Annotated in this window: 28 protein-coding genes; 12 read left to right on the plus strand and 16 right to left on the minus strand. The window is 69.7% G+C overall.

What is annotated here, in order from left to right; genetic code table 11:
- Window positions 1–75 precede the first annotated feature (75 nt).
- From FM051_RS17085 to FM051_RS17095, 3 genes are all read left to right on the plus strand, one after another.
- A complete protein-coding gene (locus tag FM051_RS17085) occupies window positions 76–2,619 on the plus strand; it encodes a chondroitinase-B domain-containing protein (RefSeq protein ID WP_158844021.1) in 2,544 nt (847 codons plus the stop codon).
- Window positions 2,620–2,785: 166 nt separating this feature from the next.
- A complete protein-coding gene (locus FM051_RS17090) occupies window positions 2,786–3,457 on the plus strand; it encodes a hypothetical protein (protein WP_158844023.1) in 672 nt (223 codons plus the stop codon).
- A 109-nt stretch (window positions 3,458–3,566) separates the two neighbouring features.
- Window positions 3,567–4,220 (plus strand): hypothetical protein, encoded by a 654-nt coding sequence (locus FM051_RS17095; RefSeq protein WP_158844025.1) that lies wholly within the window; start codon window positions 3,567–3,569, stop codon window positions 4,218–4,220.
- A 45-nt stretch (window positions 4,221–4,265) separates the two neighbouring features.
- Here the strand turns inward: FM051_RS17095 and FM051_RS17100 are convergent, their stop codons facing one another.
- Complete coding sequence (locus FM051_RS17100; protein ID WP_158844027.1) at window positions 4,266–4,412, minus strand: hypothetical protein; 147 nt, start codon at window positions 4,410–4,412, stop codon at window positions 4,266–4,268.
- A 445-nt stretch (window positions 4,413–4,857) separates the two neighbouring features.
- Between FM051_RS17100 and FM051_RS17105 the strand changes: the two genes are divergently transcribed.
- The 6 genes from FM051_RS17105 to FM051_RS17130 all read left to right on the plus strand — a co-directional run bounded on the left by FM051_RS17105 (window position 4,858) and on the right by FM051_RS17130 (window position 12,309).
- Entirely contained in the window at window positions 4,858–5,100 is a 243-nt protein-coding gene (locus FM051_RS17105) for a helix-turn-helix domain-containing protein (protein WP_158844029.1), read from the plus strand.
- 107 nt (window positions 5,101–5,207) lie between these two features.
- Window positions 5,208–5,744, plus strand: coding sequence for an FG-GAP repeat domain-containing protein (locus FM051_RS17110; protein WP_158844031.1), 537 nt, complete (start codon window positions 5,208–5,210; stop codon window positions 5,742–5,744).
- 378 nt (window positions 5,745–6,122) lie between these two features.
- Window positions 6,123–8,564: a M14 family zinc carboxypeptidase gene (locus tag FM051_RS17115; RefSeq protein ID WP_158844222.1), complete on the plus strand. Its 2,442-nt coding sequence runs from the start codon at window positions 6,123–6,125 to the stop codon at window positions 8,562–8,564.
- A 337-nt stretch (window positions 8,565–8,901) separates the two neighbouring features.
- Entirely contained in the window at window positions 8,902–9,636 is a 735-nt protein-coding gene (locus FM051_RS17120; RefSeq protein ID WP_158844033.1) for a carbonic anhydrase family protein, read from the plus strand.
- 144 nt (window positions 9,637–9,780) lie between these two features.
- Window positions 9,781–10,209 (plus strand): hypothetical protein, encoded by a 429-nt coding sequence (locus tag FM051_RS17125; RefSeq protein ID WP_158844035.1) that lies wholly within the window; start codon window positions 9,781–9,783, stop codon window positions 10,207–10,209.
- Window positions 10,210–10,752: 543 nt separating this feature from the next.
- Window positions 10,753–12,309, plus strand: coding sequence for a carbohydrate-binding protein (locus FM051_RS17130; RefSeq protein WP_158844037.1), 1,557 nt, complete (start codon window positions 10,753–10,755; stop codon window positions 12,307–12,309).
- A 63-nt stretch (window positions 12,310–12,372) separates the two neighbouring features.
- On the opposite strand, the gene FM051_RS17135 is transcribed toward FM051_RS17130, so the two are convergent.
- Genes FM051_RS17135 through FM051_RS17150 form a run of 4 tightly spaced genes read right to left on the minus strand, consistent with a single transcriptional unit; the run spans window position 12,373 to window position 14,134 of the window.
- On the minus strand, window positions 12,373–12,528 hold the full coding sequence (locus FM051_RS17135) for a hypothetical protein (RefSeq protein WP_158844039.1): 156 nt from the start codon (window positions 12,526–12,528) through the stop codon (window positions 12,373–12,375).
- Window positions 12,509–12,835: an amidohydrolase family protein gene (locus FM051_RS17140; RefSeq protein ID WP_158844041.1), complete on the minus strand. Its 327-nt coding sequence runs from the start codon at window positions 12,833–12,835 to the stop codon at window positions 12,509–12,511. Before FM051_RS17140 ends, FM051_RS17135 begins: the two co-directional genes overlap by 20 nt.
- A gap of 26 nt (window positions 12,836–12,861) precedes the next feature.
- The gene (locus FM051_RS17145) at window positions 12,862–13,581 is read right to left on the minus strand and encodes a leucine-rich repeat domain-containing protein (protein ID WP_158844043.1); all 720 of its coding nucleotides are present in this window, start codon (window positions 13,579–13,581) and stop codon (window positions 12,862–12,864) included.
- 58 nt (window positions 13,582–13,639) lie between these two features.
- A complete protein-coding gene (locus FM051_RS17150; protein WP_158844045.1) occupies window positions 13,640–14,134 on the minus strand; it encodes an FBP domain-containing protein in 495 nt (164 codons plus the stop codon).
- A gap of 81 nt (window positions 14,135–14,215) precedes the next feature.
- On the opposite strand from FM051_RS17150, the gene FM051_RS17155 reads away from it, so the two are divergent.
- Entirely contained in the window at window positions 14,216–14,785 is a 570-nt protein-coding gene (locus tag FM051_RS17155) for a TetR/AcrR family transcriptional regulator (RefSeq protein ID WP_158844047.1), read from the plus strand.
- Window positions 14,786–14,859: 74 nt separating this feature from the next.
- Here FM051_RS17155 and FM051_RS17160 read toward each other — a convergent pair whose 3' ends face one another.
- The 4 genes from FM051_RS17160 to FM051_RS51795 all read right to left on the minus strand — a co-directional run bounded on the left by FM051_RS17160 (window position 14,860) and on the right by FM051_RS51795 (window position 18,235).
- Entirely contained in the window at window positions 14,860–15,471 is a 612-nt protein-coding gene (locus FM051_RS17160; protein WP_158844050.1) for a TetR family transcriptional regulator, read from the minus strand.
- 117 nt (window positions 15,472–15,588) lie between these two features.
- Window positions 15,589–16,230, minus strand: a complete 642-nt coding sequence (locus FM051_RS17165; RefSeq protein WP_158844052.1) for a PIG-L deacetylase family protein — start codon at window positions 16,228–16,230, stop codon at window positions 15,589–15,591.
- A 462-nt stretch (window positions 16,231–16,692) separates the two neighbouring features.
- Window positions 16,693–17,415, minus strand: coding sequence for a FadR/GntR family transcriptional regulator (locus FM051_RS17170; RefSeq protein WP_158844054.1), 723 nt, complete (start codon window positions 17,413–17,415; stop codon window positions 16,693–16,695).
- A 79-nt stretch (window positions 17,416–17,494) separates the two neighbouring features.
- Window positions 17,495–18,235 (minus strand): MFS transporter, encoded by a 741-nt coding sequence (locus FM051_RS51795; RefSeq protein WP_238412456.1) that lies wholly within the window; start codon window positions 18,233–18,235, stop codon window positions 17,495–17,497.
- Between FM051_RS51795 and FM051_RS51800 the strand changes: the two genes are divergently transcribed.
- The gene (locus FM051_RS51800; RefSeq protein WP_238412455.1) at window positions 18,116–18,427 is read left to right on the plus strand and encodes a hypothetical protein; all 312 of its coding nucleotides are present in this window, start codon (window positions 18,116–18,118) and stop codon (window positions 18,425–18,427) included. The two genes, FM051_RS51795 and FM051_RS51800, sit on opposite strands and share 120 nt — an antisense overlap.
- On the opposite strand, the gene FM051_RS17185 is transcribed toward FM051_RS51800, so the two are convergent.
- The 4 genes from FM051_RS17185 to FM051_RS17200 all read right to left on the minus strand — a co-directional run bounded on the left by FM051_RS17185 (window position 18,396) and on the right by FM051_RS17200 (window position 21,815).
- Complete coding sequence (locus FM051_RS17185; protein WP_158844060.1) at window positions 18,396–19,892, minus strand: hypothetical protein; 1,497 nt, start codon at window positions 19,890–19,892, stop codon at window positions 18,396–18,398. The genes FM051_RS51800 and FM051_RS17185 overlap by 32 nt on opposite strands.
- A gap of 159 nt (window positions 19,893–20,051) precedes the next feature.
- On the minus strand, window positions 20,052–20,252 hold the full coding sequence (locus FM051_RS17190) for a hypothetical protein (protein WP_158844062.1): 201 nt from the start codon (window positions 20,250–20,252) through the stop codon (window positions 20,052–20,054).
- A gap of 211 nt (window positions 20,253–20,463) precedes the next feature.
- Window positions 20,464–20,868, minus strand: a complete 405-nt coding sequence (locus FM051_RS17195; RefSeq protein ID WP_158844064.1) for a hypothetical protein — start codon at window positions 20,866–20,868, stop codon at window positions 20,464–20,466.
- 281 nt (window positions 20,869–21,149) lie between these two features.
- Complete coding sequence (locus FM051_RS17200) at window positions 21,150–21,815, minus strand: TetR/AcrR family transcriptional regulator (protein WP_202918876.1); 666 nt, start codon at window positions 21,813–21,815, stop codon at window positions 21,150–21,152.
- Window positions 21,816–21,884: 69 nt separating this feature from the next.
- Between FM051_RS17200 and FM051_RS17205 the strand changes: the two genes are divergently transcribed.
- The gene (locus FM051_RS17205) at window positions 21,885–22,808 is read left to right on the plus strand and encodes a zinc-binding dehydrogenase (RefSeq protein WP_158844066.1); all 924 of its coding nucleotides are present in this window, start codon (window positions 21,885–21,887) and stop codon (window positions 22,806–22,808) included.
- Window positions 22,809–23,096: 288 nt separating this feature from the next.
- Here the strand turns inward: FM051_RS17205 and FM051_RS17210 are convergent, their stop codons facing one another.
- The 3 genes from FM051_RS17210 to FM051_RS17220 form a co-directional block, all read right to left on the minus strand.
- Complete coding sequence (locus FM051_RS17210) at window positions 23,097–24,434, minus strand: ferredoxin reductase family protein (RefSeq protein ID WP_202918877.1); 1,338 nt, start codon at window positions 24,432–24,434, stop codon at window positions 23,097–23,099.
- Between the two features lie 217 nt (window positions 24,435–24,651).
- The gene (locus FM051_RS17215) at window positions 24,652–25,116 is read right to left on the minus strand and encodes a hypothetical protein (RefSeq protein ID WP_158844068.1); all 465 of its coding nucleotides are present in this window, start codon (window positions 25,114–25,116) and stop codon (window positions 24,652–24,654) included.
- Between the two features lie 16 nt (window positions 25,117–25,132).
- A complete protein-coding gene (locus FM051_RS17220) occupies window positions 25,133–26,317 on the minus strand; it encodes a DUF6745 domain-containing protein (protein ID WP_202918878.1) in 1,185 nt (394 codons plus the stop codon).
- Window positions 26,318–26,401: the final 84 nt, after the last annotated feature.

Consider the following 26,401-nt stretch of genomic DNA (forward strand, 5'->3'; position numbering starts at 1 on the left):
GCGGTCAGCGGCGGTCGCCAGGATCGGCGCGTCCGGGGACCCGGACCACACACCGTCAGACCGAGGTGAGGTTCGATGAAACGAACTTGTCGTGTGTTACTGGTGGGCGCGGTCGCGCTCGGCGCGGTGAGCGCGCCGGAGGCGGTCGCGGCGGCGGCTCCCCCGCTGCCGATCACCGGTGTCGTGGCCAGTGACGATGACGGCAACGTCCCGGCCAACAGCATCGACGGCAACCTGAGCACCCGTTGGTCGGCCGAGGGTGACGGGGTGTGGATCAGGTACGACCTCGGCTCGGCCGCGACCGTCGGCTCGGTGTCGGTCGCCTGGCACCAGGGGAACACCAGGAGACAGACCTTCGACGTCCAGCTGTCCGACGACGGGTCGTCGTGGCGGACCGTCGTCGCGCGGAAGGTCAGCAGCGGCGGCACGACCGGCCTGGAGGACTACGACTTCCCCGACGGCTCCGCGCGGTACGTGCGCGTCGTCGGCTACGGCAACACGTACAACGACTGGACCAGCATCGCCGAGGCCACCGTCAACGGGGCGGACGACGACGGCGGCGGCGGAACCTGCGCGTACCCGGCCGACGTGCTTGACCTGGCGAACTGGTACATCGGCCTGCCGATCGGCGAGGACGAGAGCCCGACCGACGTCGAACAGCCGGAGCTCGACACCTACAAGATCGACCCGTGGTTCACCACGACCCCGGACTGCGACGCGGTCCAGTTCCGCGCCGGGGTCGACGGGGTCACCACGAGCGGTTCGAGCTACCCGCGCTCCGAACTGCGCGAGATGAACGGGACCTCCAAGGCGAGCTGGTCGTCCACCTCCGGAACGCACACGATGGTGGTCGAGCAGGCCATCACCGCGCTGCCCGAGGACAAGCCGCACGTCGTCGCCGGGCAGATCCACGACGCCAGTGACGACGTCTCGGTCTTCCGGCTCGAAGGCGGCAACCTCTACATCACCAACGGCGACACGAGCCACCACAAACTCGTGACGAGCAACTACGTGCTGGGCACCAAGTTCCAGGCCAAGTTCGTGGTGAGCGGTGGTCAGATCAAGGCCTACTACAACGGCGTGCTGCAGACGACGATCTCGAAGAGCTTCTCCGGCGGCTACTTCAAGGCGGGCGCGTACACGCAGGCCAACTGCACCAACTCCTCGCCGTGCAGCGGCGGCAACTACGGCGAAGTGAAGATCTACGGGCTGAGCGTGACCCACGACAACGGTGACCCGGGCACCGGCGACCCGGGTTCCGGTGACCCTGGTTCCGACCGCACCGTCAACGTCGCGGACTCGGCCCAACTGCAAAGCGCGCTCGGCAACGCCCGGGCCGGCGACCGCATCGTGCTCGCGAACGGCAACTACACGATCGGCAAGATGACCGGGAAGAACGGCACCGCCGCCAAGCCCATCACCGTCGTCGCGGCGAACCGCGGCCAGGCGGTGATCACGGACGGGCAGCTGGAGGTGGCGAGTTCCTCGTACGTGACCTTCGACGGTCTCAAGTGGACGAACAGCGACACGTTGAAGATCACGAGTTCGAACAACGTGCGGCTCACCCGCAACCACTTCCGGCTGACCGAGGAGTCGTCGCTGAAGTGGGTGATCGTCCAGGGCGCGAACAGCCACCACAACCGGATCGACCACAACCTGTTCGAGGAGAAGCACCAGCTGGGCAACTTCATCACGATCGACGGATCGGCCACGCAGCAGTCACAGCACGACCTCATCGACCACAACCACTTCCGCAACATCGGCCCGCGCGCGCAGAACGAGATGGAGGCCATCCGGGTCGGCTGGAGCGGGATCTCCCAGTCGAGCGGGTTCACCACGGTCGAGTCGAACCTGTTCGAGAACTGCGACGGCGACCCCGAGATCATCTCGGTGAAGAGCAACGACAACACCGTCCGCTACAACACGTTCCGCACCTCGCAGGGCACGTTGTCGCACCGGCACGGCAACCGCGGCGCGTTCTACGGCAACTTCTTCCTCGGCGGGGGCAAGGCGGGCACCGGGGGCATCCGGATCTACGGCCAGGACCACAAGATCTACAACAACTACTTCGAGGGCCTGACCGGCACCGGCTACGACGCCGCGTTGCAGATCGACGGCGGCGACGTGGACACCTCGGGCGCGCTGAGCGCGCACTGGCGCGTCTACCGGGCGACCGTCGTGAACAACACGTTCGTGGACAACGCGTCGAACATCGAGATCGGCGCCAACTACAACCTCGCGCCGGTGGACTCGGTCATCGCCGACAACGTGGTGGTCGGCAGCCGGGGCAAGCTGTTCAACGAACTCAAGGCACCCGTGAACACCACCTACAGCGGGAACATCGCGTGGCCCACCGGATCCGCGACCGTCGGCGTGGCCAAGCCCTCGGGCGCCGTCCGCGTGGTCGACCCGCTGCTGGCCCGTGACGGGTCGGTGCACCGGATCGGCGCGGGCAGCCCGGCGATCGACACGGCCGCCGGCGGCCACGCCTTCGTGACCGACGACATGGACGGCCAGGCTCGCACGGGTGGTGTCGACGCCGGTGCGGACGAGCGGTCGTCAGCCGCGGTCGCCCGAGGCCCGCTCAGCGCCACCGACGTCGGCCCGAACAGCCCGTAAGCAGGGCCTCTCGGGTTCGACAAGTTGGTGAGTGTTCACTAACCACGGTGGTCGGTGAACACTCACCAACGAGGAAGGTCTACCCGGGGTCCCCAATTCGATGGCGACCCGCCGGTGCCCACGCCTACCCTCCCGTCGCCGGTTGGGCACGAACGGAAGGCGTCAGGTGCGACTGGAAGGGCGGGAGTGGCGGACGCTGGTCAGCACCGTGCGGCTGGGCGGCAACGACTACCGGGTCATCCGCCCGGCGCGCCCGATCGCCCACGCATCGCTGTACGAAGGACGGCTCGGCGCGCAGCTCTCCGTCGACAAGGCCGCCACCGTGGACCTCGCGTTCGCCTGGTGGCTGGCCGCCCGCTCACCCCGCAGCCTCGTCCACCTGCCGCTCCGCTCGAGCGATTCGTCCTGCGGTGAGTGCCACGGCGACCGGAAGCTGGATCTGGTCCTGCTGCACCACAGCCTCGGGTTTCCGGTGTCCCGGTGGAGACAGGTCCGCGCCCGCCTGTCCACCCCGGTCCCCCACAAGGTGAAGCTCCCACCGCGAGCGTTTCCCACGTTCGACCGCGAGGCGCACGCGCGGTGGACGCACCGCGACTTCCGGGACCACCTCCGCTGGGACATCGCCGCCGACACCCTCTTCCTCGTCGGCAGCCGCCACGCCTACGAACTCGAAGGCAACCAGGTACGCGCGCTCGCCGAGGAGTGCCCGGCCGACCTCGCCACGTTCCCCGACAGGCACTGCTGCGCGGAGATCGGCATGGGACGCCCCAGGACACCGCCCGACCGCCGCAATCCGTACGCGGACCTGCACGTCGAATGCTGCAACCGTCACTGGTGACGACCGGTCATGTCAGCGCGACGAACGAGCGTGAAGTGCCGCCGGTCACGGGGTTGCTCCGCCGGAGGACTTCGAAAGCTACGATCCCCGCCGGCACCCAGGGGGAAGTTTGAGATACGCGCTCGTCGTCGTGGCACTGCTCGCCACGGCGTGCTCGTCCACGCAGTCCACTACAGCGCCGGCCGCATCGGCGCCCGGCACGAGCACGACCAGCACCACGACGACCACGCGATCGGTCGACCCCGAGCTGGGCCCGCGCCGCCTCAAGGCCGCCGCGCTTCCCGTGGACGCGCTCACCGCGTACGGCGCCGACCAGCCCAAAGACGACAAGTACGGCATCTGGAACGTGACGGACCTGTGCGGCGGCGTCCGCGACCCCGGCAAGTACACGTCGTACTACCGCTCCTGGAGCAGCGACCGCATCGCGGCGTTCAACTACGTCCACCGGTTCGAGGACACCACCGCCGGCGAAGTGCTGAGCTGGGTGGCGGACCGCGCCAGGACCTGCCCCTCCTACACGCACGCCGACGGGAGCACCCGCGTCGTCCAAGCCGACATCGAGCTCCCCCGGAACCCGATCCTGGCCGGGACGTTCGGGTACTGCGAGCAGCTCTACAGCGACACGCACCTGTGCGCCGCCGTGATGAGCCGCGACAACCTCATGTCGGTGTTCGCGGTAGCCGGCAGGGGAAACCGCGACGACGTGCGCGCCCAGCTGCTGGAGGTCCTGCCGAAGGCGGTCGACTCGCTGCTGAAGGCGTGATGCGGTGGCGCCCCACCCCCAGCGGGGCGCCACCGCGAGCCGGTGTCAGAGGCGCACGCAGAGGTGTCCGACGTCCTTGTAGCCGTCGCCCTGCTTCTCCCACGCCTCACCGCACAGGTCCGTGCCCTCCCGGAGCTTGCGGTTGAAGTGGACGACCACCCACGGCACGGGGTTGCCGTCCCCGCCGACCACGTGCTGCTCGACGTTCGACGTGAATCCGACGTGGCCGTACCAATTGGGCCGTGACCGTTCTGGTAAACCTCGACTTTCTCCACCACGAGCCCGGAGTGGACGACGTTGATGCAGACGTACTCCTCGCAGTCCTGAGTGTTCTGCAGCCTTTCCTCCCCTGCCGCCGAGGCGGTTCCGGTGGCGAGTGTGGCGAACGCGCAGAGGGCGGCCGATGCGAGACGTGACTTCAACATCGCGGTTTCCTTTGTTCGACGAGTTGATTCACCCGACAGGGCAGAGAGGCGACGGGCCGTGCCCGTTCCGCTATCCAGGTCTACCGCATCGGAGAATTGTTTCCGCGCGTCCCGCCGCCGAGACAATCAACGTGAGACAACCCGGAGCGCAGGAGACAACCCTGCCGAGCCGGTCGGACGAAGGGACGGGCATGCCACGGCCGGAGAGTCCGGTGGATCCGCAGGCAGGGGTGGTGCAGCTCTTCGCCCACGACCTGCGCCTGCTGCGCGAGAAGGCAGGCTCCCCGCCGTACCGGGCGCTGGCCCGGCGCGCCCACTACGCGCCGGCGACGCTGGCGCGGGCGGCCGGCGGCCGGGAGTTGCCGAGCCTCGCGGTCACCCTGGCGTACGTGCGGGCCTGCGAGGGGGACGAAGAACAGTGGGAAGCCGTTGGCACGAGGTCGCCGCGGCTTTGACACCGGGAGCACGGGCAAAACCGGAGAAGATCCCGGAACCGCCGGCGCCCGCGAAAACGGAAGTGCGGCCACAACCGGAGGAGCCGCGAAAAGCGATCCGTCCCGGAATGCACCGCCGGTGGCTGATCGCGATCCTGGCCGCCCTGCTCGTGCTGGGTGGATCGGCGGCGGTCGTGGTCACCGCGGAAACCGCCCCACCGCAACCCGGGAAACCGCCGGCCGGAAAAGCGGAGATGGTCGACGCGCACAGCGCCGCCGACGGCACGATCCGGGCGTGGCCGAACACGGGCGGCTTCCCGGCGTGGCCGTGGGGCGACCCGGTCAGCATGGTGCTGGGCCACAACGACCCGGTCCTGACCCGCTTCGCCGACCTGGACGGCGACGGGTTCGACGAGCTGATCTCGATCAACCCGGACGGCACCACCTCGGCGTGGTGGAACAACCACACCTTCCCCGACCACCCGTGGCACGCCTCGGTGATGATCGGCAAGGGTTGGGTCGGCGACCTGGTGCGCATCCAGTTCGCCGACCTCACGGGCGACGACCGGCCGGAACGCCGACCAGGCCGGGTCGGGTCCGGGACGGCCATCCATCCACAAAAGACGGCGATGCGTTCCGAATTGGACGGAATTCGACGCTGTTAAAATGACAACCATTGCGACTGCCGGTGATCACTGCTTACCATCGCGCGGGAAGACCTTGATCGTCGTACTCGGCCTTCCCTGCCTCAAGTGGGATCGGAGTCATCCGTGCGGGTCTCCCCTGCGCCGCAACCGCAACCGCAACCGCCGTTGCCCAAGCCCGGCTCGGGTCGCGATTCAGCGCCATAAGACCTCCGCCAAAAGCACGACGTCCGGCCCACGCGGATCGGACGGCCCGGTGACATGGACGGGTCACCGGTGTCCACCGTCGACAAACGTCCGTGGTCATCAGAACCAGCGTCACGCCGCCACCGCGGGTGGCGGCGCATCTTGGAGGGGACGGGCGTGAGCTCATCAGCAAGTCGAGCACAGGCGTGGCGGATGGCCGCCGCGGTGGGGCTCAGCGGGGTCGTAGTCATCGGGTTGACCTCGGCGACCGCCAGCGCGGAGGACAGCGTCCTGCGCAGTGACAAGGCCGTCGCGCGTTCGTGTTTCGAGAAGGCGCTGCCGAAGGGCGCCCAGGGCGTCGACCGCCGCGAGTTCACCTCGACGGTCGACGGCCTCGTCCAGGCCCGGCTCCGGCCGCACGGCGGCGGCTCCGGTGACTGGGACGTCGCCGTGTTCGACAAGGCGACCGGTGGGGTCGTCGCCGCCTCGGCCGCGCTGCGCAGTGCCGAACTGGCCGAGAGCTTCGTGACGAAGGGGCAGGCGCTCGTCGTCCAGGCCTGCCGCTACGCCGGCTCCTCGCGCACCGTCACGCTCGGCGTCGACTTCCTCGCCGTCGACACGCAGGACGGCGCCACCCAGCGCGCCGAGATCGTGCGCGTGGACACCCCCACCAAGCAGCACAAGAACCGGCTCTTCGCGCTCGGCCTCGACGTGACCGAGAAGGCCGACGCCACCGGCGTCGAGGTCGTCCTGGCGGGCGACGCCGACCGCAAGACGCTGCGCGAGGCCGGCATGACGTCGACCGTGGTGCAGGCCGACATCTCGGCGAAGTCGATCGCGAACGCGAAGACCGACCGGGAGTACGCGGCCAGGACCGAGGCCTCGGTGCTGCCGTCCGGGCGGACCGCCTACCGCCACCACTACGAGTACGACTACGAGCTGAAGGAGCTGGCCCGCGCGAACCCGGGGCTGGTCAAGGCCTTCACCCTCCCGGAAGCGACCTGGGAAGGCCGCGACGTGGTCGGCGTGGAGATCGCGACCAACGTCGAGAACACCAGGGACGGCAAGCCGGTCGACTTCACCATGGGCGTGCACCACGCGCGTGAGTGGCCCGCCGGCGAGCACGCGATGGAGTGGGCGCACGAGCTGGTCAAGGGTTACAAGGCGGGCGGCGAGTTCAAGCCGCTGGTCGAGAAGACCCGCAACATCGTGGTGCCGATCGTCAACCCGGACGGCTTCAACATCTCCCGCGAAGCCGAGCCCAAGGGCGACTTCAGCAACTTCGACTACGAGATGAAGCGCAAGAACTGCAACGTCAACGACTCGCCGGAGAACTTCCGCACCGGTTCCTGCGCGGCGAACCCGGCGGGCCGGCTGCGCGGCACCGACCCCAACCGCAACTACGCGGGCTTCTGGGGCGGCGCGGGCGCGTCGACGAACTGGAGCAGCGACACCTACCGCGGGTCGGCCCCGTTCTCCGAGCCGGAGACCCGCAACGTCCGCTCGATCATCGCCAACCGCCAGGTGACCAACCTGATCACCCTGCACACCTACTCGAACCTGGTGCTGCGGGTGCCCGGCGTCGCCGACGTCCGGCCGCCGCTGGACGAGCCCGCCTACAAGGCCCTCGGCGACAAGCTGGCCTCCCGCAACGGCTACACGAGCCAGCCGGGCTGGATGCTCTACGACACCACCGGGAACACCGAGGACTGGTCGTACTTCGCGACCGGCGGCTGGGGCTTCACCTTCGAGGTCGGCCCCGACGAGTTCCACCCGCCGTTCGAGAAGGTCATCGCCGAGTACGCGGGCCTGGCCCCGGCCGCGGGCGCGGGCAAGGGCGGCAACCGGCAGGCGTTCATCGACATGCTGGCCAGCACCGCCGACCCGGCCTCGCACGCCACGCTGGTCGGCTCCGCGCCCAAGGGCTACCAGCTGCAGGTGCGCAAGGCGTTCACCACGCCGACCTCGCCGGTGGTCCAGCCGGACGGCTCCACCGCCGACCCGATCCAGTGGGCCGACGTGATCAAGTCCGACCTGCTCAGCACGGGCGGCCGGTTCAGCTGGGCGGTCAACCCCTCGACCCGCCCGTACGTCGCGGGCCGCTACGGCCGTGACCCGCAGGGCCCGGCGCAGGCGAAGATCGCCCTGGCCAACCCGGACGGCATCCCGGCGGAGAACACCGACTTCCCCGGCAACCCGACCGCCGAGCGCATCCCGTTCCGCGTGGACGGCCTGCCCGCGGTGGACAACGGCAAGATGGAGGTGACCGTCGGCTGGGGCACCACGGACACCGACTGGGACCTCTACATCTTCGACTCGGCGAACAACCTGGTGACGTCGTCCGCCAACGGCGGCACCAACACCGAGAAGGCCGTGCTCTTCGACCCGCCCGCCGGTGACTACACCGCCGTGATGGTCAACTACGAGCAGGCCGACCCGGCGACGCCGGACGACTGGTCGAACCTGGCCGTCGACTTCTTCTCGCCGCTGCCGACCACCTACGGCCCGAAGGAGCCGTACACCCTGACGTGCAGCGACCAGCGCGGCAACCTCGTCGGTCTGGCGGAGATCTACGCCGACCGCGGCCAGACGGTGGACGTCGGCGCCGTCTGCACCCGTTCCGCGCGCGCCGCGAAGGAACGCGTCAACAAGTAATCCACGTGAGTGACCGTTCGGCGGCCGGTGCTTCCCAGCACCGGCCGCCGAGCTTTTCCACGCTTCCGACTAATCGACGGAAGGCGCTAAGTCGACATTCTCTCCGACAACCCGCAGCCGTCGGACCTGGTTCGTCGCAGCACGATCTTCCAGGGTCGCCACCAGCGACGACGGGCGAACCGGCGCTTCGTCTCACATTCCCAAATCGAAAGTAAAGACCCGATAATGTCCGATTTGTGACACGACGACCCAATTGGGATAATTAGCACCCAACTGAGATGAGAGCGCGCTCACGGACTCTTTTCTTTTTCACTCGAAAGGGTGAAAAGTAGGGGGCGTGAGACTCAAGCAAACCCTGCCGGTGCTCGTGACGCTGGTGCTCGCCGGCATCGTCACCACGGGCACCTTCGCGCAGTCGCAGACGTCGTCCCAGAGCCCCGTGAACGTCACCCTGGGCGCCATCCGGTCGGACCCCTCGCAGCCCGAGCTCGACGCGACCTACGGGCACTCCGAGCTGGAGCTGAAGTACATCAGCAAGGACGCGGCGAGCACGAACGGCTGCACCGTGCGCAACCGTGAGGAGACGGAGGAGGCCGAGGTCACCCCCGGCTCCGGCTACGTCACCGTCGCCGGGGTCCGCTACGACCTCGTGCAGTTCCACTTCCACACGCCGTCGGAGCACCGCTTCGCCGGCTACGCCTTCCCGCTGGAGATGCACCTGGTGCACCGCAGCGCCGCGGGCAAGCTGCTGGTGATCGGCGTGCCGATCCAGGCGGGCCCGAAGTCGGTCGTCGACGACGTGCTCGCCGCGCTGGCGCCGGAGTGCGGCGACCCGGTCGACGTGCCGGCCATCGACCTGAACCAGCTGCTGCCGTCGACCCACTACACCTTCCACTACAACGGTTCCCTCACCACCGCCCCCTACACCGAGGGCGTGTCCTGGTACCTGGCGACGCCGCTGACCGTGACGTCGGCGACGCTCGCCCGGTTCAAGGCCGAGTTCCCCGAGGGCAACGCCCGCCAGGTCCAGCCGCTCAACGGCCGGACGTTCGCCGGCGTCCCGATCATCTGACCACCCACGGGCCCGGTGTGGTGCCACACACCGGGCCCCTCAGTCCACGCGTCCCACCGGCGGGGTGTCCGTCCACTGTGGCCACCGCCGCGCAGTGCCTTTCGCCTGCGGTTCGCGGCTTGCGGTTCGCGGCTTGCGGTTGCGATGGCGGCCGTGGTGCTGCTCTCGCTGTTCGGCCCCGGCTCGACGGCGAACGCCGCCACCGGTCTGACCTTCCGCGGTGACTTCAGCTGGAACAGCACGGCGATGAAGCGTTACGCGGTCTGCGCGTTCGTCGCCTACGAGAACAACAACGAGACGGGCTCCAGGCTGACCCGCTGCGACGGCGCGGGCAGCAACTCGAAGTACGACAGCCTCCAGGGCTGGGCGGGGAACCCGACCTCCAACGGCGGCGTTCTCATCGACGCCCAGCGGGTCGGCTACCAGGGCGGCAAGTGCCCGACCATGCGGGGCTACGCCTACATCAAGTGCTACTACCTCGGCGGCAAGGGCGCGCCGGTCATGACCGTGTCCGCCTCGTCGAACGCGAACTTCGCGGGCGGCACCGCTCTCGTGTCGTGGTACTACCAGTAAGGACCGATCCGTCCAGCTGACGGAATCCGGTCCGGCGCGGCTGCCATCCGCACCGGACCGAACGAAGCCCGGCCGAGCCACGCTCGGCCGGGCTTCTGCCGTAAGCGGCCGCGTCGAACGGCCAGTCGGCGGAAACCCGTAGTCACGTGCCGGGCGTTCTCCCCCACCACGTGATCATTCGTGGCGACATGTTGATCAATCAAGGGTGCCCGCGGCGTCGAATACCGCGTCGAACACTGCGTCGAACGGCGTGTCGAATGACGCGCCGAACCCGCTCGACCAGCACCCCGATCACCCGGTCGTTCATATTCATGAATACCCGGGTCGTTCATGTCCATGAATGAATAATCAAGTCTATTGACGCGTTCCCGGCAAGCACCTAGCGTCCGAAGAAAGCGATTTCCTCCCCCGGAGGCGGTGTTGGGCTGTCCGGCCCGCACACCCCCTCTGACCAGCCATGCCGTCATACCGGGAACCGCCACAAAAAGGGGTCGGCTCATTACCGACCCCCTCGTCAGAGCCGACGAACCTGGAGAACAAACGATGCAACCGAGACCAGCCATCGCGTACGTCAGCCTGCTGGCCGGTGCGCTCGTCGCGCTGTCCGGCACGACGGCGCTGGCCGCGCCCACCCGTTATGAGGCCGAGAGCTCCCCGGCGGTCTGCACCGGCACCATCGACTCCGACTGGAGCGGCTACTCCGGCAGCGGGTTCTGCAACGGCAACAACGCGGTCGGCGCCTACGCGCAGTTCACCGTCAACGCCTCGACCGCGGGCACGGCGACGGTGAAGGTCCGCTTCGCCAACGGTGGCACCACCGCGCGGCCCGCGAACGTCACGGTGAACGGCTCGGCGGCCCCGGCGGCGTCGTTCGAGAGCACCAGCGCGTGGGGCACGTGGGTGACGAAGACGCTCACGGTGCCGGTGAGCTCGGGCAGCAACGCCATCCGGTTGAGCCCCACCACCTCCGCCGGCCTGCCCAACATCGACTACCTCGAGGCCGAGCTGGGCGGCACCCCGCCGCCGACCGGCGCCGCGCTGTACGTGGCGCCGAACGGCACCGACAGCGCGGCGGGAACCGAGTCGGCCCCGACGACGCTCACCTCGGCGATCACCCGCATCACCCCCGGTGGGACGATCTACATGCGCGGCGGGACGTACCGCTACTCGCAGACGGTCACCATCCCGCAGGGCAACAACGGCACCTCGGGCGACCGCACGGAGCTGTTCGCCTACCCGGGCGAGACCCCGGTGCTGAACTTCTCGGCGCAGGCCGAGGACCCGGCGAACCGCGGCCTTGCCGTGAACGGGTCGTACTGGCACGTCAAGGGCATCGTCGTCGAGCGCGCCGGTGACAACGGGATCTTCGTCGGCGGCAGCAACAACATCTTCGAGCGCACGGTGACGCGCTTCAACCGCGACACGGGGCTGCAACTCTCGCGGATGCTCTCCAGCACCCCCAAGGAGCAGTGGCCGGCCAACAACCTGATCCTGAGCGCGGAGTCGCACGACAACGCCGACTCCGACGGCGAGGACGCCGACGGCTTCGCCGCGAAGCTCACCTCCGGTCCCGGCAACGTCTTCCGCTACGCCGTGGCCCACAACAACATCGACGACGGCTGGGACCTCTACACCAAGACCGACACCGGTGCCATCGGCGCGGTGACCATCGAGGACTCCCTGGCCTACAAGAACGGCACCCTCAGCGACGGCTCCCAGGCCGGCAACGGTGACCGCAACGGCTACAAACTCGGCGGCGAGGACATCGGCGTCAACCACGTCGTCCGGCGCAACATCGCCTACGACAACGGCAAGCACGGGTTCACCTACAACCGCAACCTCGGCACGATGGCGGTGTCGGACAACATCAGCATCGACAACGACGAGCGCAACTTCACGTTCGACGGCGGCACCTCGGTGTTCCGCAACAACACCTCGTGCCGCAGCGGCAGCGGGACGAACGACAGGATCGTCGGCAGCTCCGACAGCTCCAACCAGTTCTGGTCCGGCTCCAACGGGTCCCGGTGCTCCTCGTACTCCGGTGCCCTGCGCTGGTCCTTCGCCTCGGACGGCCGCCTCTCCGTGACCTTCGGCGGGTAACACCGCAACCGATGGCCCTGGCCGGCCCACCCGATTCGCTCGGACGGGCCGGCCAGTTCGCGGTCACGACGCGGATCGCGGTCCGGCGGACACCGGGCGACCGCTGCGCCAGACGGCGCGGATCCGGGTGTCGAGTGCTGCCACGTCCAGTCCGGTGCCGTGCAGGGCGACCAGGTCGGCCCGTTTGCCGTCCGCGATCTCACCGCGGTCCTCGGCCAATCCCAGCGTCCCGCACCGTGGTTACACCACTGCGCAGCAACGCGGCGAGCACCGGAACAGCCGACAACGAGCGGGCCGAGCGGGGCAGCCCGTAGGGGTCCTCGTGTGCCGGCGTCATGCAGACGTGGGTGTGGCAGTCGATGAAACCCGGCACCAGCAAGGAACCCGCGCAGTCCACCGCCTCGTCCGCGTCCAACCCCCGCCCCACCGCGGCGATCCGCTCGCCTTCCACCACCACATCGGCCTGGGACACCTCTCCGGACCGGACGTCGAACACCGAACCACCGGCGAGCAGCACACGTTTCACCGGCCGATTGTCCCCGCGCCCCCGGTTCACATCAGAACCACGCATCCTCGCCGCTCCAGCTCGGTCAGCATCGACGGCGAGGGTTCGCACGCGTTCCAGCGCAGATCCAGTTTCTCCAGTGAAGGCAGCTCGACGACCCAGTCCGGCAGCCGCGTGATGTGGTTGCTCCTCACGTCGAGCAGGCGCAGTCGGGGAAGGTCGGCCAGCGACTCCGGCAGTTCGGCGAGTGCGTTCTCCCGCAGGTCCAGGTGGCGCAGTTCGCGGAGTTCGCCCGTGGACGGCGGCAGGTGTTTGATCCCGTTGCCCCGGAGCCAGAGTTCGCGCAGGTCGCGGAGGTGACCGATGCTGTCAGGCAGTGCGGTCAATCGGTTGTGCTGTGCCCGCAGCTCGATCAGGGCGGTCATCCGACCGATGGTCCGGGGCAGGGCGGTGAGCGTGTTCTCGCCGACGTTGAGGTAGCGCAACCGGGTCAGGTTGCCCAGTGAGTCCGGGAGCCTGCTCAAGTCGTTGTCGTGGAGGTAGAGACATCCGCTGAGGTCGCCCAGGTCGCCCAACTCGTCGGGCACTGACGTGAGGTCGTTGTGGCCGAGGTCCAACGTGGCCAGCCGGCGCAGCTGTCCGATCTCGGACGGGATGGCCGTGAGCCCGTTGTCGGCGAGGATCAGCACCTGCAGCTCTGTGCGTTGCCAGACCGAGTCGGGAACTTCTCCGAGCTGTTGACGCCACAGGTTCAGCACGTCCCGCACGTGGGTGGTTCCTTTCGTCCGACAGCAGGTGGCAACGCCACAGCTACGCTTGGAAGGGTCAGCCGACCACCCTGCCCAGGAAACCGGTGAGCTTGGCCGTGGTCCGTTCGATCTTCTCCTCCAGCGTGAGCGACTCGTGGAGTCGCCCGCCGGGCCCGGCGTCCTTCTTCCCGCGCAGGTAGAGCGAGCACGCCAGATCGGCACAGATGTAGGCCCCCACGGAGTTGCCCTGCTGGCCGCTCTTCCCCGCTTTGCGCGCCGTCATCAGCGTGACGCCGTCTCCGGGATGCGTGGTCAGGCACAGGGAGCACATGCTGCGCCGTGGCTGACCGGCAGACGATGACGCCAGTCGCAGCGCCACGCCCACGAGGCCGTCGCCGGTCTCGGTGACGAGGTAGGCCCGCTGCGGCGACGCGGGGTCCCGCCACCCGAGGAAGTCCAGGTCGTCCCACGGTCGCGTGGACAGGTCCCCGGGCAGGGCCAGGCGCTTCGCCTCTCCTTTGGTGCAGTTGACGAACGACGCGCGGATCTCGCGCTCGGTTAGCGGTCCCATGGGCCCAAACCTACGCGTGCTAGATAGATCGAGCAAACGATTAGGTGTTAACCTAGAGCTCCTAGGTTCAGGAAGGGCGACATGGCACGCGCGGGGGTGACCGCCGAACGCCTGGTCCGGGCAGCGGCGGAGTTGGCCGACGAAGTCGGCTTCGAGAACATGACCGTCTCGGCGCTCGCGCGCCGGTTCGGCGTCAAGGACGCGAGCCTGTACTCGCACGTCAGAAACGCGCAGGACCTGCGGGAACGAGTAGCCGTCCTGGCCTTGGCGGAACTCGCCGACAGGGTCGCCACCGCCCTGGCCGGCCGCGCGGGCAAGGACGCCCTGGTCGCCTTCGCCAACGCCTACCGGGACTACGCGAAAGACCACCCCGGCAGGTACGCCGCCATGCAGGTCGAACTACCCCCGGAGACGGCGGTGGCCAGCGCGGCACGCAGGCACGCGGAGATGACACGCGCCATCCTGCGCGGCTACGACCTGTCCGAGCCCGATCAAACCGACGCCGTACGACTCCTGCACAGCACCTTCCACGGATACACGACCCTGGAAGCAGCGGGCGGCTTCCGCCACACCCCGCGCGACACCAACGCCTCGTGGTCCAGAACCCTGGACGCCCTCCACGTCCTCCTCGACCACTGGCCACCCTCCTGACAACCCGCCACGCCAAGCCGCGAAGCCGCCGACCTCTTCAGTCCACTGTGGACGTCCGGGTGCGGGTGGCCGAGTCAGGAGTCGGTAGCCGAGGTCGGGGGGCTCGCGATGTCGGGGCGTGCCTGGTGCAGGCAGGTCTTCAACCGTTGCAGGTAGTCGTCGAAGGACTCGTCCGCGGGCCAGGTCTGGTAGGCGGTGTTCTGTGCCGTGTCGGCCAGGTTGATCTGCAGAGCCGTGGCCATGGCGTCGCCTTCGGGGGTGCGCGATGCCGCCCACGCGCGCAGGTCGGCGAGGAACTGCTCACCGACGAGGGCCCAGCTCGACTGGTTCAGGCTCGACTGGGCAAGGGCGGGAGAGCGGGCCCTCAGCCGTCGTTGTGTCAGGGTCCGGTCGCGGAGGCGCTCGTTGAAGCCGATCAGGATCGCGGTCAGGGCGTCCCACAGGGGTTCGTCGGCGGGACGGGCCGCCATGATCGCCCGCCACTGGTCGCGTTCCTCGGGGTCCTGGTCGAAGACGACGGCTTCCTTGCCGGCGAAGTAGTTGAAGAAGGTGCTGCGGGAGACGTCCGCGGCGGCGGCGATCTCCTCGACGCTGACGGCCTCGAACCCGCGTTCCTCGAACAGCCGGAGCGCGGCGCTCTGGATCGCGCGCCAGGCGGCCAGCTTCTTGCGTTCACGCAGGCTCATGACTCGTCCTCACGGCCCCAGCGTACAGAAATCTCAGTGCAGACTTGCACGCCGTCCAAGTTCCCACCGAGGACCCCGAGCGCCGCTGGTGGCGCCCGGGGCCGCACGCGTACTCGGTCAGCAGGCGTCCACAAGTCCCGGCAGGACGCTGAGCTGGTGTCTCACGACCTGCAACGGCTCGGCGGCCGCGTGCCCGCTCAGCCAGCCGAACCAGGCGTCCTTGAGCGCCAGGTGCTCCGGCCGCAAGTACGCGCGGTCGGCCTGGGTGCGGTGCATCTCGATGGCGCGCTGCCGCACGTTCGCGGAGTACTCCGTGACCGGGGAGAAGGCCGTCGGGGTGAACGCGTGGCCGCTGCTCGGCGTGCGGTACCAGGACAGGCCGACGGTCGACCGGCGCAGCGCCGCGCTGGTGATGGCCGTGACGGCGCGGTGGTCCTGGTGGGTGTCGTCGGGGTGCGGCGCGAAGACCATGTCCGCCGTGGCGATCTGCTCCTCCAGCCAGCGCACGCGCGCCGGCGTGACGTCGAGACCGCCGTCGCGGCCGGTCGGGTCGGCGACGAGGTCGGCGCCGAGGATCGCCGCCGCCGACTTGGCCTCGGTCAACCGGGTCTCGTCCGAGCCGGTCATCAGGACGATGGTCACCCGGTGCCCGCAGGCCGCGTAGGCGGCCAGCAGGCTGCCCACGCCGTACTCGGCGTCGTCCGAGTGCGGCGACACCGCCACGACGGTCTGCGATCGGAACGGGTGCTGCTGATTCACCGTGAAGATCCCTTCAAGACAGGACAGCCTCTAACGCCTTCAGGATCACGCCCGACCCGGAGCACGGGCGTCAGGGCGCGCGCGGAAGTCCCGCCTTCGGGGGTGAGGAATTGCTGGTGGTCGAGTGTCCATGAGCGTTCATTTGCGGTGCATGCGTAGCGTGTGATCTTGGCTGTGGTCCTGGCGGGATGGCGCGGGCGCAGGGGTTTCTCCGCGTGCGCGTGCCGCCGGGTGCGTGAGGGCAGGTTGCCGGTCGCGCTGCCGGTCGCCGTCGACCGCTCGGGGCGACACTCCGGGCCCCCTCGGCACGATCACCCGATCGTGATCTTGCCGGTGGGCGAACACGTGTTCGACCATGGGTGTCATGGTGGAGGTGTCGAGGTCGTCAGCGGATATCCGTGACCGAACGGGTGAAGGGCCGGTGAGTGCCGCGCGGCGGCGCCTGCCACCGTGGTACGTGGGTCAGGCCTGGCCGGGGTGGCGGTCGAACACGTACGTCCCGAGGTCGTTCTCCGTCTGACGCAGGTGGCCGTGCATCGCCCAGCGGGCCTGCTCGGGGTCCTGGGCGCGGATCGCCTGGAGCACGTTGCGGTGGTGTTCGATGGCGTGGTCGCGGATCTCGGCGTGCGACGAGGTCTGCTCGCGCGCCTGCACGAGGAGTTGACCGAGCGGGTCGAACAGCACCGAGATGAACGGGTTCGCCGCGGCGTCGAGCACCGCCTGGTGGAACGCGATGTCGGCGGTCACGAAGCCGTCCACGTCACCGACGCGCGCCGTTTCCACCATGCTGCGGATGGCCTTTTCCATCGCGGCGAGGTCGTCGTCGGTGCGCCGGGCCGCCGCCAGTTCCGCGACGCTGACCTCGATGATCCGCCGCGCTTCGAGCAGCCGGTACGGGATGCCCTCGGCGGTGGCCCCGCCGAGCGACCGGGCCGCGCGCAGCACCGCGTCCAGGGACATCCAGCGGTCCGGCGGGTTCACGTAGGTGCCGCGCCCCCGCTCCACCCGGACCACGTTGCGGGCACGCAGGGCCTTGATCGCCTCGCGCACGGTCAGCCTGCTCACCTGCGCGCTCTCGGCGAGCTCGGTCTCGCTCGGCAGCGCGGAACCCGGCGGGTACCGACCTTCGACGATCTCGTCGAGGAGATGGTCGGCCAGGTCGTCGGCGAGGGGAGCGCGTGACATCGAACCTCCGAGAGCGGACACATCAGATGTCCTGCGGAGATCGTATGCCAAGCGCTCCCCGACGGGCGACCCGACTGCGTCAGTCCGTGACCAGCACGGGCTGCGCGGGAACGGCCGCAGCCCGCCTGCGCAGGGACAGCACGAGCAGGCCGGACAGCGTCATGAAGCCGGCGACCACCAGCATCCCGGCCTGGAACGAGCCGGTGGTGTCCTTCAGCCAGCCGACCAGGTAGGCGCCTGCGAAGCCGGACAGGTTGCCGATCGAGTTGATGAACCCGATGCCCGCCGCCGCGGCCGTGCCGACCAGGAACGTCGAGGGCAGCTGCCACAGCACCGGAACGGCGCAGAAGATGCCCACGGCCGTCACGGTGATCGCGATCATCGTCGTCAGCGGCGACCCCAGGTGGAGCGACACCGCCACCGCGGTCGCGCCGACGAACGCCGGGAGGGCGACGTGCCAGATCCGTTCCCCGGTGCGGTCGGAGTGCCTGCTCCACAACAGCATCGCCACCGTTGCCACGGCATAGGGCACCGCGGTGATCAGACCGACCTCGACCAGGCCGAACTTCGTCCCGGCTGCCGTCTGGACCGCTGCCGTCCCGTGCTCGACCGCCTCGCGTCGTCGGTGGCCCACGTCGGACCGCAGCCCGGCGACGGACAGGCCATGAAGGTCGTGAACCAGTTGCTGTGCGGCGTCCACATCGCGGCGGCCGCGGAAGCCCTGACCCTCGCCAAGGCGCTGGGAGTGGACCCGCAGGCGGCGTTGGGAGGTGCTGGGCAAGGGCGCCGGCCACGGCTCCCGCGACGACTCCCGCGTCATCGACGTACTGGACCCCCGCACCTGATCCCGGTCCCCGATCAGCCGCCTCGTCCGCCGCGCCGTGACAGGAGTCCGACGCGGCGGGACGGCTTTCAGTCACGGGCGGGCGAACTGGCATCCGGCCGAAGAGGAACCAACCGGCGGTCGACGGACCCCACTGCTAGCCCACCAGGACGGAGGCGGCGGGGCTGAGGTTTCCGGCCGTGTCGTACGCCCACACCGATGCGGCGACCGGCACGGTGGCGGGCACGGCGAAGCCGGTGGTGTTCCCGGTGCCCGTGTACGCCCACGTGCCCGCGTCCACGGCTGTCGGCGGGACACCTCCCGCGTACCAACGGACGACCACGCCCGCGAGGCCGGCGTCCGCCGGGTTGGCCCAGTCCAGGGTCACGCCGTCGGCCGTGCGGGTGGCGCGCAGCCCGGTCACCGCGGCCGGGGGCGTGAGGTCGTCCCGATCGTGGAAGCGCATCCTGATCCGGTCACCGAGGCCGCCCTCGCAGGTCACGTTCATTTCCAGGTCCAGCAGCGCGAGTTCCTCGTCCGGGCCGGTGAAGCCGAGGTCGAAGATGTCCACCGTGCCGCTGGTGACGACGCAGGCCGCGCTCCCGTAGGAGGGCCACATCCGCAGGCCGGACCCGTTCGCGTACACGTGCCGCCCCTTGGTGAGCCGCTGCGCGTTCTCGTAGTAGAAGCGGGCGTTCCGGATCGTGTCGTCGGGTTCGAACGCCTGGGTCTCCAGCCGGTACGGCCCGCCCCGGGCCGCCGCGTACGGAAGCACGCGCTGGTCCGGGCTGCCGACGTCCACCACCCACTCCGAAACGCCCTGGGCACCCGCGCCGTCCAGCGACACCGAGGTGTCCCCCGCCGTCGTCGTCACCTTCAGCTCGGCGTGCCGCGGGCCGGGAGCCTTCGGGATGAATCCGACCGTCACGACACAACCGGACGTGGTCAAGGTCGCCGTGCACCCGTTCCGCCGGATGGGGAACTCGGCGGCGTGAGGGCCGACGATCGCCACGGAGGTGACGTCCACGGGTGTGCCGGACGTGCTGCGGACGGTCACGGGCACGTCGGTGTCGGGCGTGGTCGGGTAGGTGGCCCCCGGCAACCGGACGTTGCGAGGGGCGACCTCGTAGGCTGCGTCCGGGTAGCCGAGCCGGAGTTCACCGAACATCGGTTCCAACCCGTCGCAGTACCGCTGGAAGGTGATCCACAGCCGCTCGATGGCCGGGCCGTTGCGCTGGATGTCCCGGACCTCGAAGTCGCCGGACTGGTCGTTGCAGAAGCCGAATGAGTGGATCGAGATCCCGGGCCGCCCCGTTTCTTCGAACGGGTGCCGTTGCGCGTCGCCGTAGTGGCCGACTTCCAGGTACTTCCCCGAGTCTTCCCGCGAGCTGAAGTCGAACTCGGCGACGAGCGAGTCGTTCTGCCTCACGTCGATCGCCATCGCCTGCTGGTGGATCTGGTTCGACTGGATGACGTTGAGCCGCGAGTTGCGGTGGTGGTAGTGGAAGTTGCCGAAGGCCGCGGACGCGAGCGTGATGGAGAACGTCTCCTGGATCGGCTTGGCCTGGGCCGTTCCCGCCGGGATGGCGACGACGGCGGTCACCGCCAGGAGCAACGCGGCAGCCGCGGCGGACCGGATTCGGCGTCGATGCATGCGAAACCCTCGGTTCACTGAAGTGGATCTTCCCCGGAGCGGCGTCACCCTACCGCCCTTTTGCCGCCCCGGTAAGCACTTCCGCAGTGGAACAGGGATGTGGCCCGTCGGCTGAGCCGACGGGCCACGGGAACCCACGAAGCGCTGATCAGGTGAGCGTTACGGCTGCACCTGGTACGTGCGCCTCACCTCACCCGACACGACACCTTCGGGAGTCCGACTCGACACGGTGAGCTCGAACGCCCCGAGGGGTGTGCAGGTGAGCGTCGCCTTGCCGTCCGGACCGACCGGCACGACCTGCGGCGCGTTGCCCGCGATGTACCACAGCACCTCGTGCGAACCGGGCACCGCGGGGGTCACCGTGAACTCGACCGGCTGACCCACCTTCGCGGTCGACGGGCCGCCCTCCGGGAACTGCGGGCTGGTCGCCGTCGGCGCTGAACGTGAAGTCGCCCGCGATGCCCTCGCCGCCGTCACCGGGCGGGACGCCGTTCTCCCGGTACACCGTGGAGGTCACCGTCGGCGACCGCCTGCTTGACCACGTCGAGGACGTTCCAGCTGAGCGACGACGTCACGCACTGGTCCGTCGGGTTGGGCCCGCCACCCGGACCACCTCGCGCGGCTGGTTCGCCCACGTGATCGCGTCCGAGGGCTCGACCACCCACAGCTCGGTCGCGCGCGGCTTGGTGCAGTCGTTCGCGGACCGCTCCGGCGTGCGGATCCACGCGGTGAACAGCTGGGTGCCCGGGAACGGGGTGAGGTCGAACGTGAAGTAGGACTTGCCGATGTGGTGCTTGTCCTCCGCGTCCCGCCATGCGCCGACGCGGGCGTCACCGGTGGTGACGGCCTCGTTCGGGGAGCGGGAGTCGGTGGTCAGCCACTTGATCGAGTACCGCGAGGTCGAGTTCGGGCTCTGGGCAGCGGCGGCGGTGCCCGGCACCACCGCGAGGCCACTGATCAGAGCAGCGACGAGCACTCCGGTGCGCGCAATGCGCCCGGGTCTTCCGGACGATCTCATATCCACCCTCGAGGCACGACGACGGGCGTCATGCCACGTCTGATGCCGGAATAGTCACAGGTGGAGGCGCGGTTTGTCGCGCAAATAGGGCACCGCCCTCGGATCACTTCGTCTCGATGCGCCCGTTGAACCCGACCCCAGAGCCCGGCACGTGACCGTGGCAGGTCAAGGCGGACGTGGCCGCGCTCGTGCCGCCCGCAGTCCACGACCACGCGAAGTGCCGTCGTGCCAACTGTGTCCTAAATGGACGCTGGACGGGCGGGCGGTTCCGGTGAACGCGGGCCGACCGTCAGCGTCAGGCTGCCGGGAATGGCGGCGAAGGTGTCCCGCAGGTCGGCGCCCAGGTCGGCCCGACTCGGTGCGCCCGACCGGGAAGCCCACTTCTCCAGCGCTTTGTTGAACGCGGCGACCAGGATGTCGAGCGCCAACCGCGGCCGCACGTCGTCGGGGTCGGCGATGTCGAACCGGTCGTGCACGATCGCCAGGGCGGCACGGGTCGTGCGATCGCAGAAGTCGAGGCCGTGCGCGTTCATCGACGGTGTGGCCGCGGCCAGGTTCCTGCTCAGCACCACCCGCGACGCCCAGCCGTCGGCGGTCATCCGCTCCAGCGCGGACAACAACGTCTCCTGCAGCATCTCCATGAGGGGACGGCCGTCCGGGTCGCGGACGCGCAGTTCGTCGAGGAACGCCGCCCACAGGTCCTGGGTCGGCGCCATCGCCACGTCTTCCTTGTTCACGAAGTTGCGGAAGAACGTCCGCTTGGAGACCTCGACCGCGTAACACAGCTCGTCGAGCGTCGTCCGCGTGAAGCCCTGCCGGGTGAACAGGTCCAACGCCGTGTCGATCAGCGCCTCACGCGTGCGCAGCTTCTTGCGCTCACGCAGCGGCGGTCGGGCAGCGTCCACCCGGCCACTCTACCCCTGAGAAGCGAATGCCACTTGTACGTTTATGCCACTGAGTGGCACTATGGATCCATGCGTGCACTTCTCGTCGATCACTCAGCACCCGGCGGACTTCGGCTGGGCGAGGCACCCGATCCACAACCGCGCCCGAACCAGGCGCTGATCCGGGTCACCGCCACCTCGCTCAACCACGGAGAGGTCAGGTGGGGCCTGGCGAACGCGCCGGACGGCACGGTGCTCGGCTGGGACGCCGCCGGAATCGTCGAACGGCCCGCCGCCGACGGTTCCGGGCCGGCCGCCGGCACCCCGGTGGTGACCATCGGCGTCGACGGCGCGTGGGCCGAACTCCGCGCCGCCGACACGAACTGGCTCGGCGTCGTGCCGGAACACGCCGATCACGGCGCGATCAGCACGGTTCCCGTCGCGGGCGCCAGCGCGCTGCGCGCCCTGCACCGGCTCGGCCCCATCCTCGGCAAGCGCGTGCTCGTCACCGGCGCCACCGGCGGGGTCGGCCGCTACGCCGTCCAGCTCGCCCGGCGTAGCGGCGCGCACGTGATCGCGTCGACCGCGGACCCGGACGCGCACGGCGACAGCCTCCGTGGGCTGGGCGCGCACGAGGTGATCAGCGAGCCACGCGAGCTCGACCAGCCCGTGCACGGCGTGGTGGACATGGTCGGCGGCCGGCAGCTCGTCGACGCCTACGGACGGCTCGCCCAGCACGGCACCCTCGTGTCCGTCGGCCACGCGTCGGGCGAGCCCGAGACGTTCCCGCCCGGCACGTTCGACAGCGTGGGGCACGACCGTGCCGTCACCTCCTTCGGCCTCCTCGCCTACGCCGATCTCACCGAGGACCTCGGCTGGCTCGCGGCCCGAGTGGCGGCCGGCGAGCTCGATCCCCAGATCTCCTGGCGTGACTCGTGGGAAACCGCGCCGAAGGCGATCGAGGCGCTCCTGGAACGCCGCCTCCACGGCAAAGCCGTCCTCGACCTGACCTAGGAGTCGCGGGAGTCGCGGCACGCGGCCGCCTCGGCGTGCGGGCGGGGATGGGATGGGATGTGACCGTCCCCGTTGCACACGTCACAGCGCTTTAGCATGGGCGGATGCTGGGGTGCCTGCGCGCGGGACCACGGATGATTGACCGACGGCAGTCCGGCCGGCGGGTGCGGTGGCCGGACGCTGTGCTGTGGGTGGCGTTGACGGTTCCGCTCGTGCTGGAGGTCGTGCCACCGGTCCGGAGGCCGCAACAGCCTTGGCCGCAACCGGTCATCGGGCCGCGAGCCGTCGTCAGGCCATGCTGAACTTCTCGGCGTGCACCTGCACGTTGGGCACCTTCAGTTGACGGAGGCCGTTCAGCACGGCCGACGTCATCGCGGGCGGGCCGCAGACGTACACGTCGCGTTCGGTGATGTCGGGGACCAGGCGGCGCAGGGCTTCCGGCTCGAACGGCCGCACTCCCTGCCCGGTCCGGCCGGTGATCAGGTGCAGCCGTCCACGACGCGCCGCGACCAGTTGCCTCAACTCGTCGAGCAGCGCGGCGTCGCTCTCATCGCGCACCCGGTACAGCACGACGAAATCGCCCGGCGTGCGTTCCTCCAACAGGGATCGGATGGGCGTCACCCCGATGCCGCCGGCGATCAGCAGCACGCCCGGCCGCGTCCGGTGGATCGAGGTGAACGCCCCGTACGGGCCTTCCAAGAACACGCGGTTCCCGACTTGGAGGTTCCGCAGTCCGGCGCTACCGGTGCCGACGGCCTTGGCGGTCAGCCGCAACGTGCGACCGTCGGGCGCCGCGGACAGCGAGAACGGGTTCGCCAGCCACCAGTGGTTGTGCCCCGGGAACCGCCAGACGAAGAACTGACCGGCCAGCGCGGGCAGCCGCTCCAGGTGACGGCCGGTGACGTACACCGACACCACGTTGGGCGACTCCGGCACCACGGCCGCGACCCGGAACCGGTGGCGGGAGTTGCGCCACAACGGCACCACGATCCGCCCGACGACCAGCGAGCCGAAGGCGAACAGCCACAGTGCCCACCAGTAGGCGAACGCGAACGCCGAGGACTTGAACGTCGTCGTCTCCCGCAACTGGTGCACGAACGCCAAACCCAACGCCACGTACAGCAGCAGGTGCAAGGCGTGCCACGTCTCGTACCGCAGCCGTCGCCGGACGTACCGCGTGGAAACGGCCCCGATCACCACGATGATGGTGGCCGCGAGCATGCCGAACAAGGAGGCCGGTACACCCGCCAGCGCGAGGAACGTCTTCCCCGTCGACGCGTTGTCCAACGCCGCGTACCCGAGCACCACGATCGTGGCGTGCGTGAGAACTGTCCACAGCAGAGTGAAACCCACCCACCGGTGCCACACCGTCAGCCGGTCCATGCCGATGCGCCGGTCCAACCACGGCAGCCGGGCCACCAGCAGCAACTGGAACATCAGGATCAGCGCGGCGTGCAGGCCGAAGAACTTGGCGACGGTGAGGATCTCGTTCTTGCCGGCGCCGGCGGTGAAGAACAGGACCTCGACGATCGCCACGTTCACGGCGACGAACGCCCACAGCGCCCACCGCGCCTGGACGACCGGTGCCAGGCCGCCTCGCCGAATGTGCGAATTCGTCGCCACCATCGTTCGTTCACCCCTCATCGCCGAGCGGCCACCACGCGTGACCGGCGCCCGCGATACGTCGACGACCACGTGGAGTCGGCACAGTATGCATCCGTCGGTCGCCCGGCGAATCCCCCGAACGAGAATCGGCGGCCTGTCTCGGACAGCGCGCCGGGGGTGGGGGCCCCAAACCCGTGGCCCAAACCCACCCAGGAGGCGCCCGGGGAACCCCCCCGAGCTAGTCGGCGACCAGCGCGCTACCGCTCCACGCGGAGGAGAACCCCATGGGGCGGCGCACCGCCACGTGCTCACGCTGGCGGCGCACCAGCCAGCGACCGGGTGCGATGCCGGTGGCGCCGTGCTCGGGGTGCACGAGGTAGGCGGGCGCGGTGTTCTCCACGTACGCCACGGCCAGGCCCAGCGGGTCCAACACGTTGCCGGTCCACCGGGCCGAGTCGCGATCGGCGGTGAGCGTGTGCGGGTTGCCGCCGGCGACGCCGCGCACGAGTTCCACCCCCTCCGGCGGGACGTCCGCCAGCCGCGCGGACCGGCCGAGCCGCACCACCGAGGACACCAGGTCGAACGGCAGCACGAGCACGTCGCCCTGGGCGTGGAGGCCGTCGACCACCGGGATCGACACCTCCCGCTCCAGGTGGTCGAGCACGTCGAGGTTGGTCTTGTCGAGCAGTTCGAAGAGTTTCATCAGCACCTTTGAGTGTTCAGGTCCGTCGGACGAGGAGGGCGTACTGGGCGCCCGTGAGGCCGTAGGTCCAGGCGGCGGCGTCCACGGGGTCGTCGAACCACGCGGGGACGCGCAGGCCGTACCTGCGGCGGGTGCCGTCGCGTTCGACGGACCCGTTGACGGTCACGAGGAGGCGCTGGTGCGCGCCCCACCCGGCCGGCTGGTCGTAGAGCCGAAGCTCGTGGCCCCCGTTGCCGGGGTCGGGCGCGGTGCCGACGAGGGCCAGCTCCGCGCCGTCGAGGAACTCCCGCCACCCCAGGCGCTCGATGGCGCAGCGGCGCACCTCGGCGTTCCGCTCGGCCGCGATGCGCTCGTGGGTCGGGTCCTCGACCACCCACGCGGGCACGCGGGTGCCGTGCCACAAGTGCAGGGCGAACCCGTCGCGGTAGACCACCGCCGGCCCGCTCCCGTGGTGCAGGCGGGGTTCGTCGCCCGCTTCGAGGTGGACCTCGACCGGTCGCTCGGACACCACGCAGCGGCCCTCCTGCGGCCACCACCAGCCGCACGACCGCGCGAGCACCGCCCACAACTCCAGTTCGGCGGAGTCCGCGGACGTCGACGAGAGGCCGCCGAGCAGCCGGTGCACCTGGAACCGGGCGATCCAGTCGACCTCGTGCTGGCCGTACCAGCACAACCCGACCGAGTCACCCAGCTCGGCGCGCACGAACCCGGCCACCCGGTCGCGCACCAGGCTCAGCAGTGGTGCCAGCAGGTGGGTTTCCGCGACGGTGGCGAGTGACCGCCCGGCGCGCAACTCGTCGAGGGCGTTCTCGGGCGCCAGTGGAACCCACGGGCGGGGTGGCAGCAGCCGGTCCAGCCGCCACCGCAACGCGCTCCACCGGTCGGCGATGGCGTTGGCGACGTCGTCGGACGGGTCGCGCCCGGGGTGGCGGATCGGTCCGGGAGGCACCAGGCGCAGGGCCGCACGGGGCGAGTCGACCCAGGTGAACTCGGGTGGCGGCCGGCCCGCGAGCCGGTAGAGCGCCGAGATCGCGGCCTCGGCGGCGGCACGGTCGGAGGGGCCGGTGGCCAGCGCGTGGGACTGCCACTCGTCGCGCAACGCGACGGCACGCCACCAGCGCTCGGCGTCGATCGGGACCGCACGGGGAGGGGAAGGGGTGAACTCATGACGGGCAGCGCCACGACGGCGCCGGCCGCTCACAGGTCGAGGGCGCTGCCGCCCTTTCGAATCGACATGGCCGGGATGATCGCACCGCGCTCACCGGTCGCGCAAGCCCCGCTCGCC

Source organism: Saccharothrix deserti, from assembly GCF_009769385.1.
In the GTDB taxonomy this organism is placed as follows: Bacteria; Actinomycetota; Actinomycetes; order Mycobacteriales; family Pseudonocardiaceae; genus Actinosynnema; species Actinosynnema deserti.

Bases quoted from the DNA above. Each gene is read 5' to 3' on its own strand.
- FM051_RS17085 (WP_158844021.1), top strand. From the start codon at position 76: ATGAAACGAACTTGTCGTGTGTTACTGGTGGGCGCGGTCGCGCTCGGC.
- FM051_RS17110 (WP_158844031.1), top strand. From the start codon at position 5,208: ATGCACCGCCGGTGGCTGATCGCGATCCTGGCCGCCCTGCTCGTGCTG.
- FM051_RS17115 (WP_158844222.1), top strand. From the start codon at position 6,123: ATGGCCGCCGCGGTGGGGCTCAGCGGGGTCGTAGTCATCGGGTTGACC.
- FM051_RS17125 (WP_158844035.1), top strand. From the start codon at position 9,781: ATGGCGGCCGTGGTGCTGCTCTCGCTGTTCGGCCCCGGCTCGACGGCG.
- FM051_RS17130 (WP_158844037.1), top strand. From the start codon at position 10,753: ATGCAACCGAGACCAGCCATCGCGTACGTCAGCCTGCTGGCCGGTGCG.
- FM051_RS17150 (WP_158844045.1), bottom strand. From the start codon at position 14,134: ATGGGACCGCTAACCGAGCGCGAGATCCGCGCGTCGTTCGTCAACTGC.
- FM051_RS17155 (WP_158844047.1), top strand. From the start codon at position 14,216: ATGGCACGCGCGGGGGTGACCGCCGAACGCCTGGTCCGGGCAGCGGCG.
- FM051_RS17160 (WP_158844050.1), bottom strand. From the start codon at position 15,471: ATGAGCCTGCGTGAACGCAAGAAGCTGGCCGCCTGGCGCGCGATCCAG.
- FM051_RS17170 (WP_158844054.1), bottom strand. From the start codon at position 17,415: ATGTCACGCGCTCCCCTCGCCGACGACCTGGCCGACCATCTCCTCGAC.
- FM051_RS51795 (WP_238412456.1), bottom strand. From the start codon at position 18,235: ATGACGCGGGAGTCGTCGCGGGAGCCGTGGCCGGCGCCCTTGCCCAGC.
- FM051_RS17185 (WP_158844060.1), bottom strand. From the start codon at position 19,892: ATGCATCGACGCCGAATCCGGTCCGCCGCGGCTGCCGCGTTGCTCCTG.
- FM051_RS17205 (WP_158844066.1), top strand. From the start codon at position 21,885: ATGCGTGCACTTCTCGTCGATCACTCAGCACCCGGCGGACTTCGGCTG.
- FM051_RS17210 (WP_202918877.1), bottom strand. From the start codon at position 24,434: ATGGTGGCGACGAATTCGCACATTCGGCGAGGCGGCCTGGCACCGGTC.
- FM051_RS17215 (WP_158844068.1), bottom strand. From the start codon at position 25,116: ATGAAACTCTTCGAACTGCTCGACAAGACCAACCTCGACGTGCTCGAC.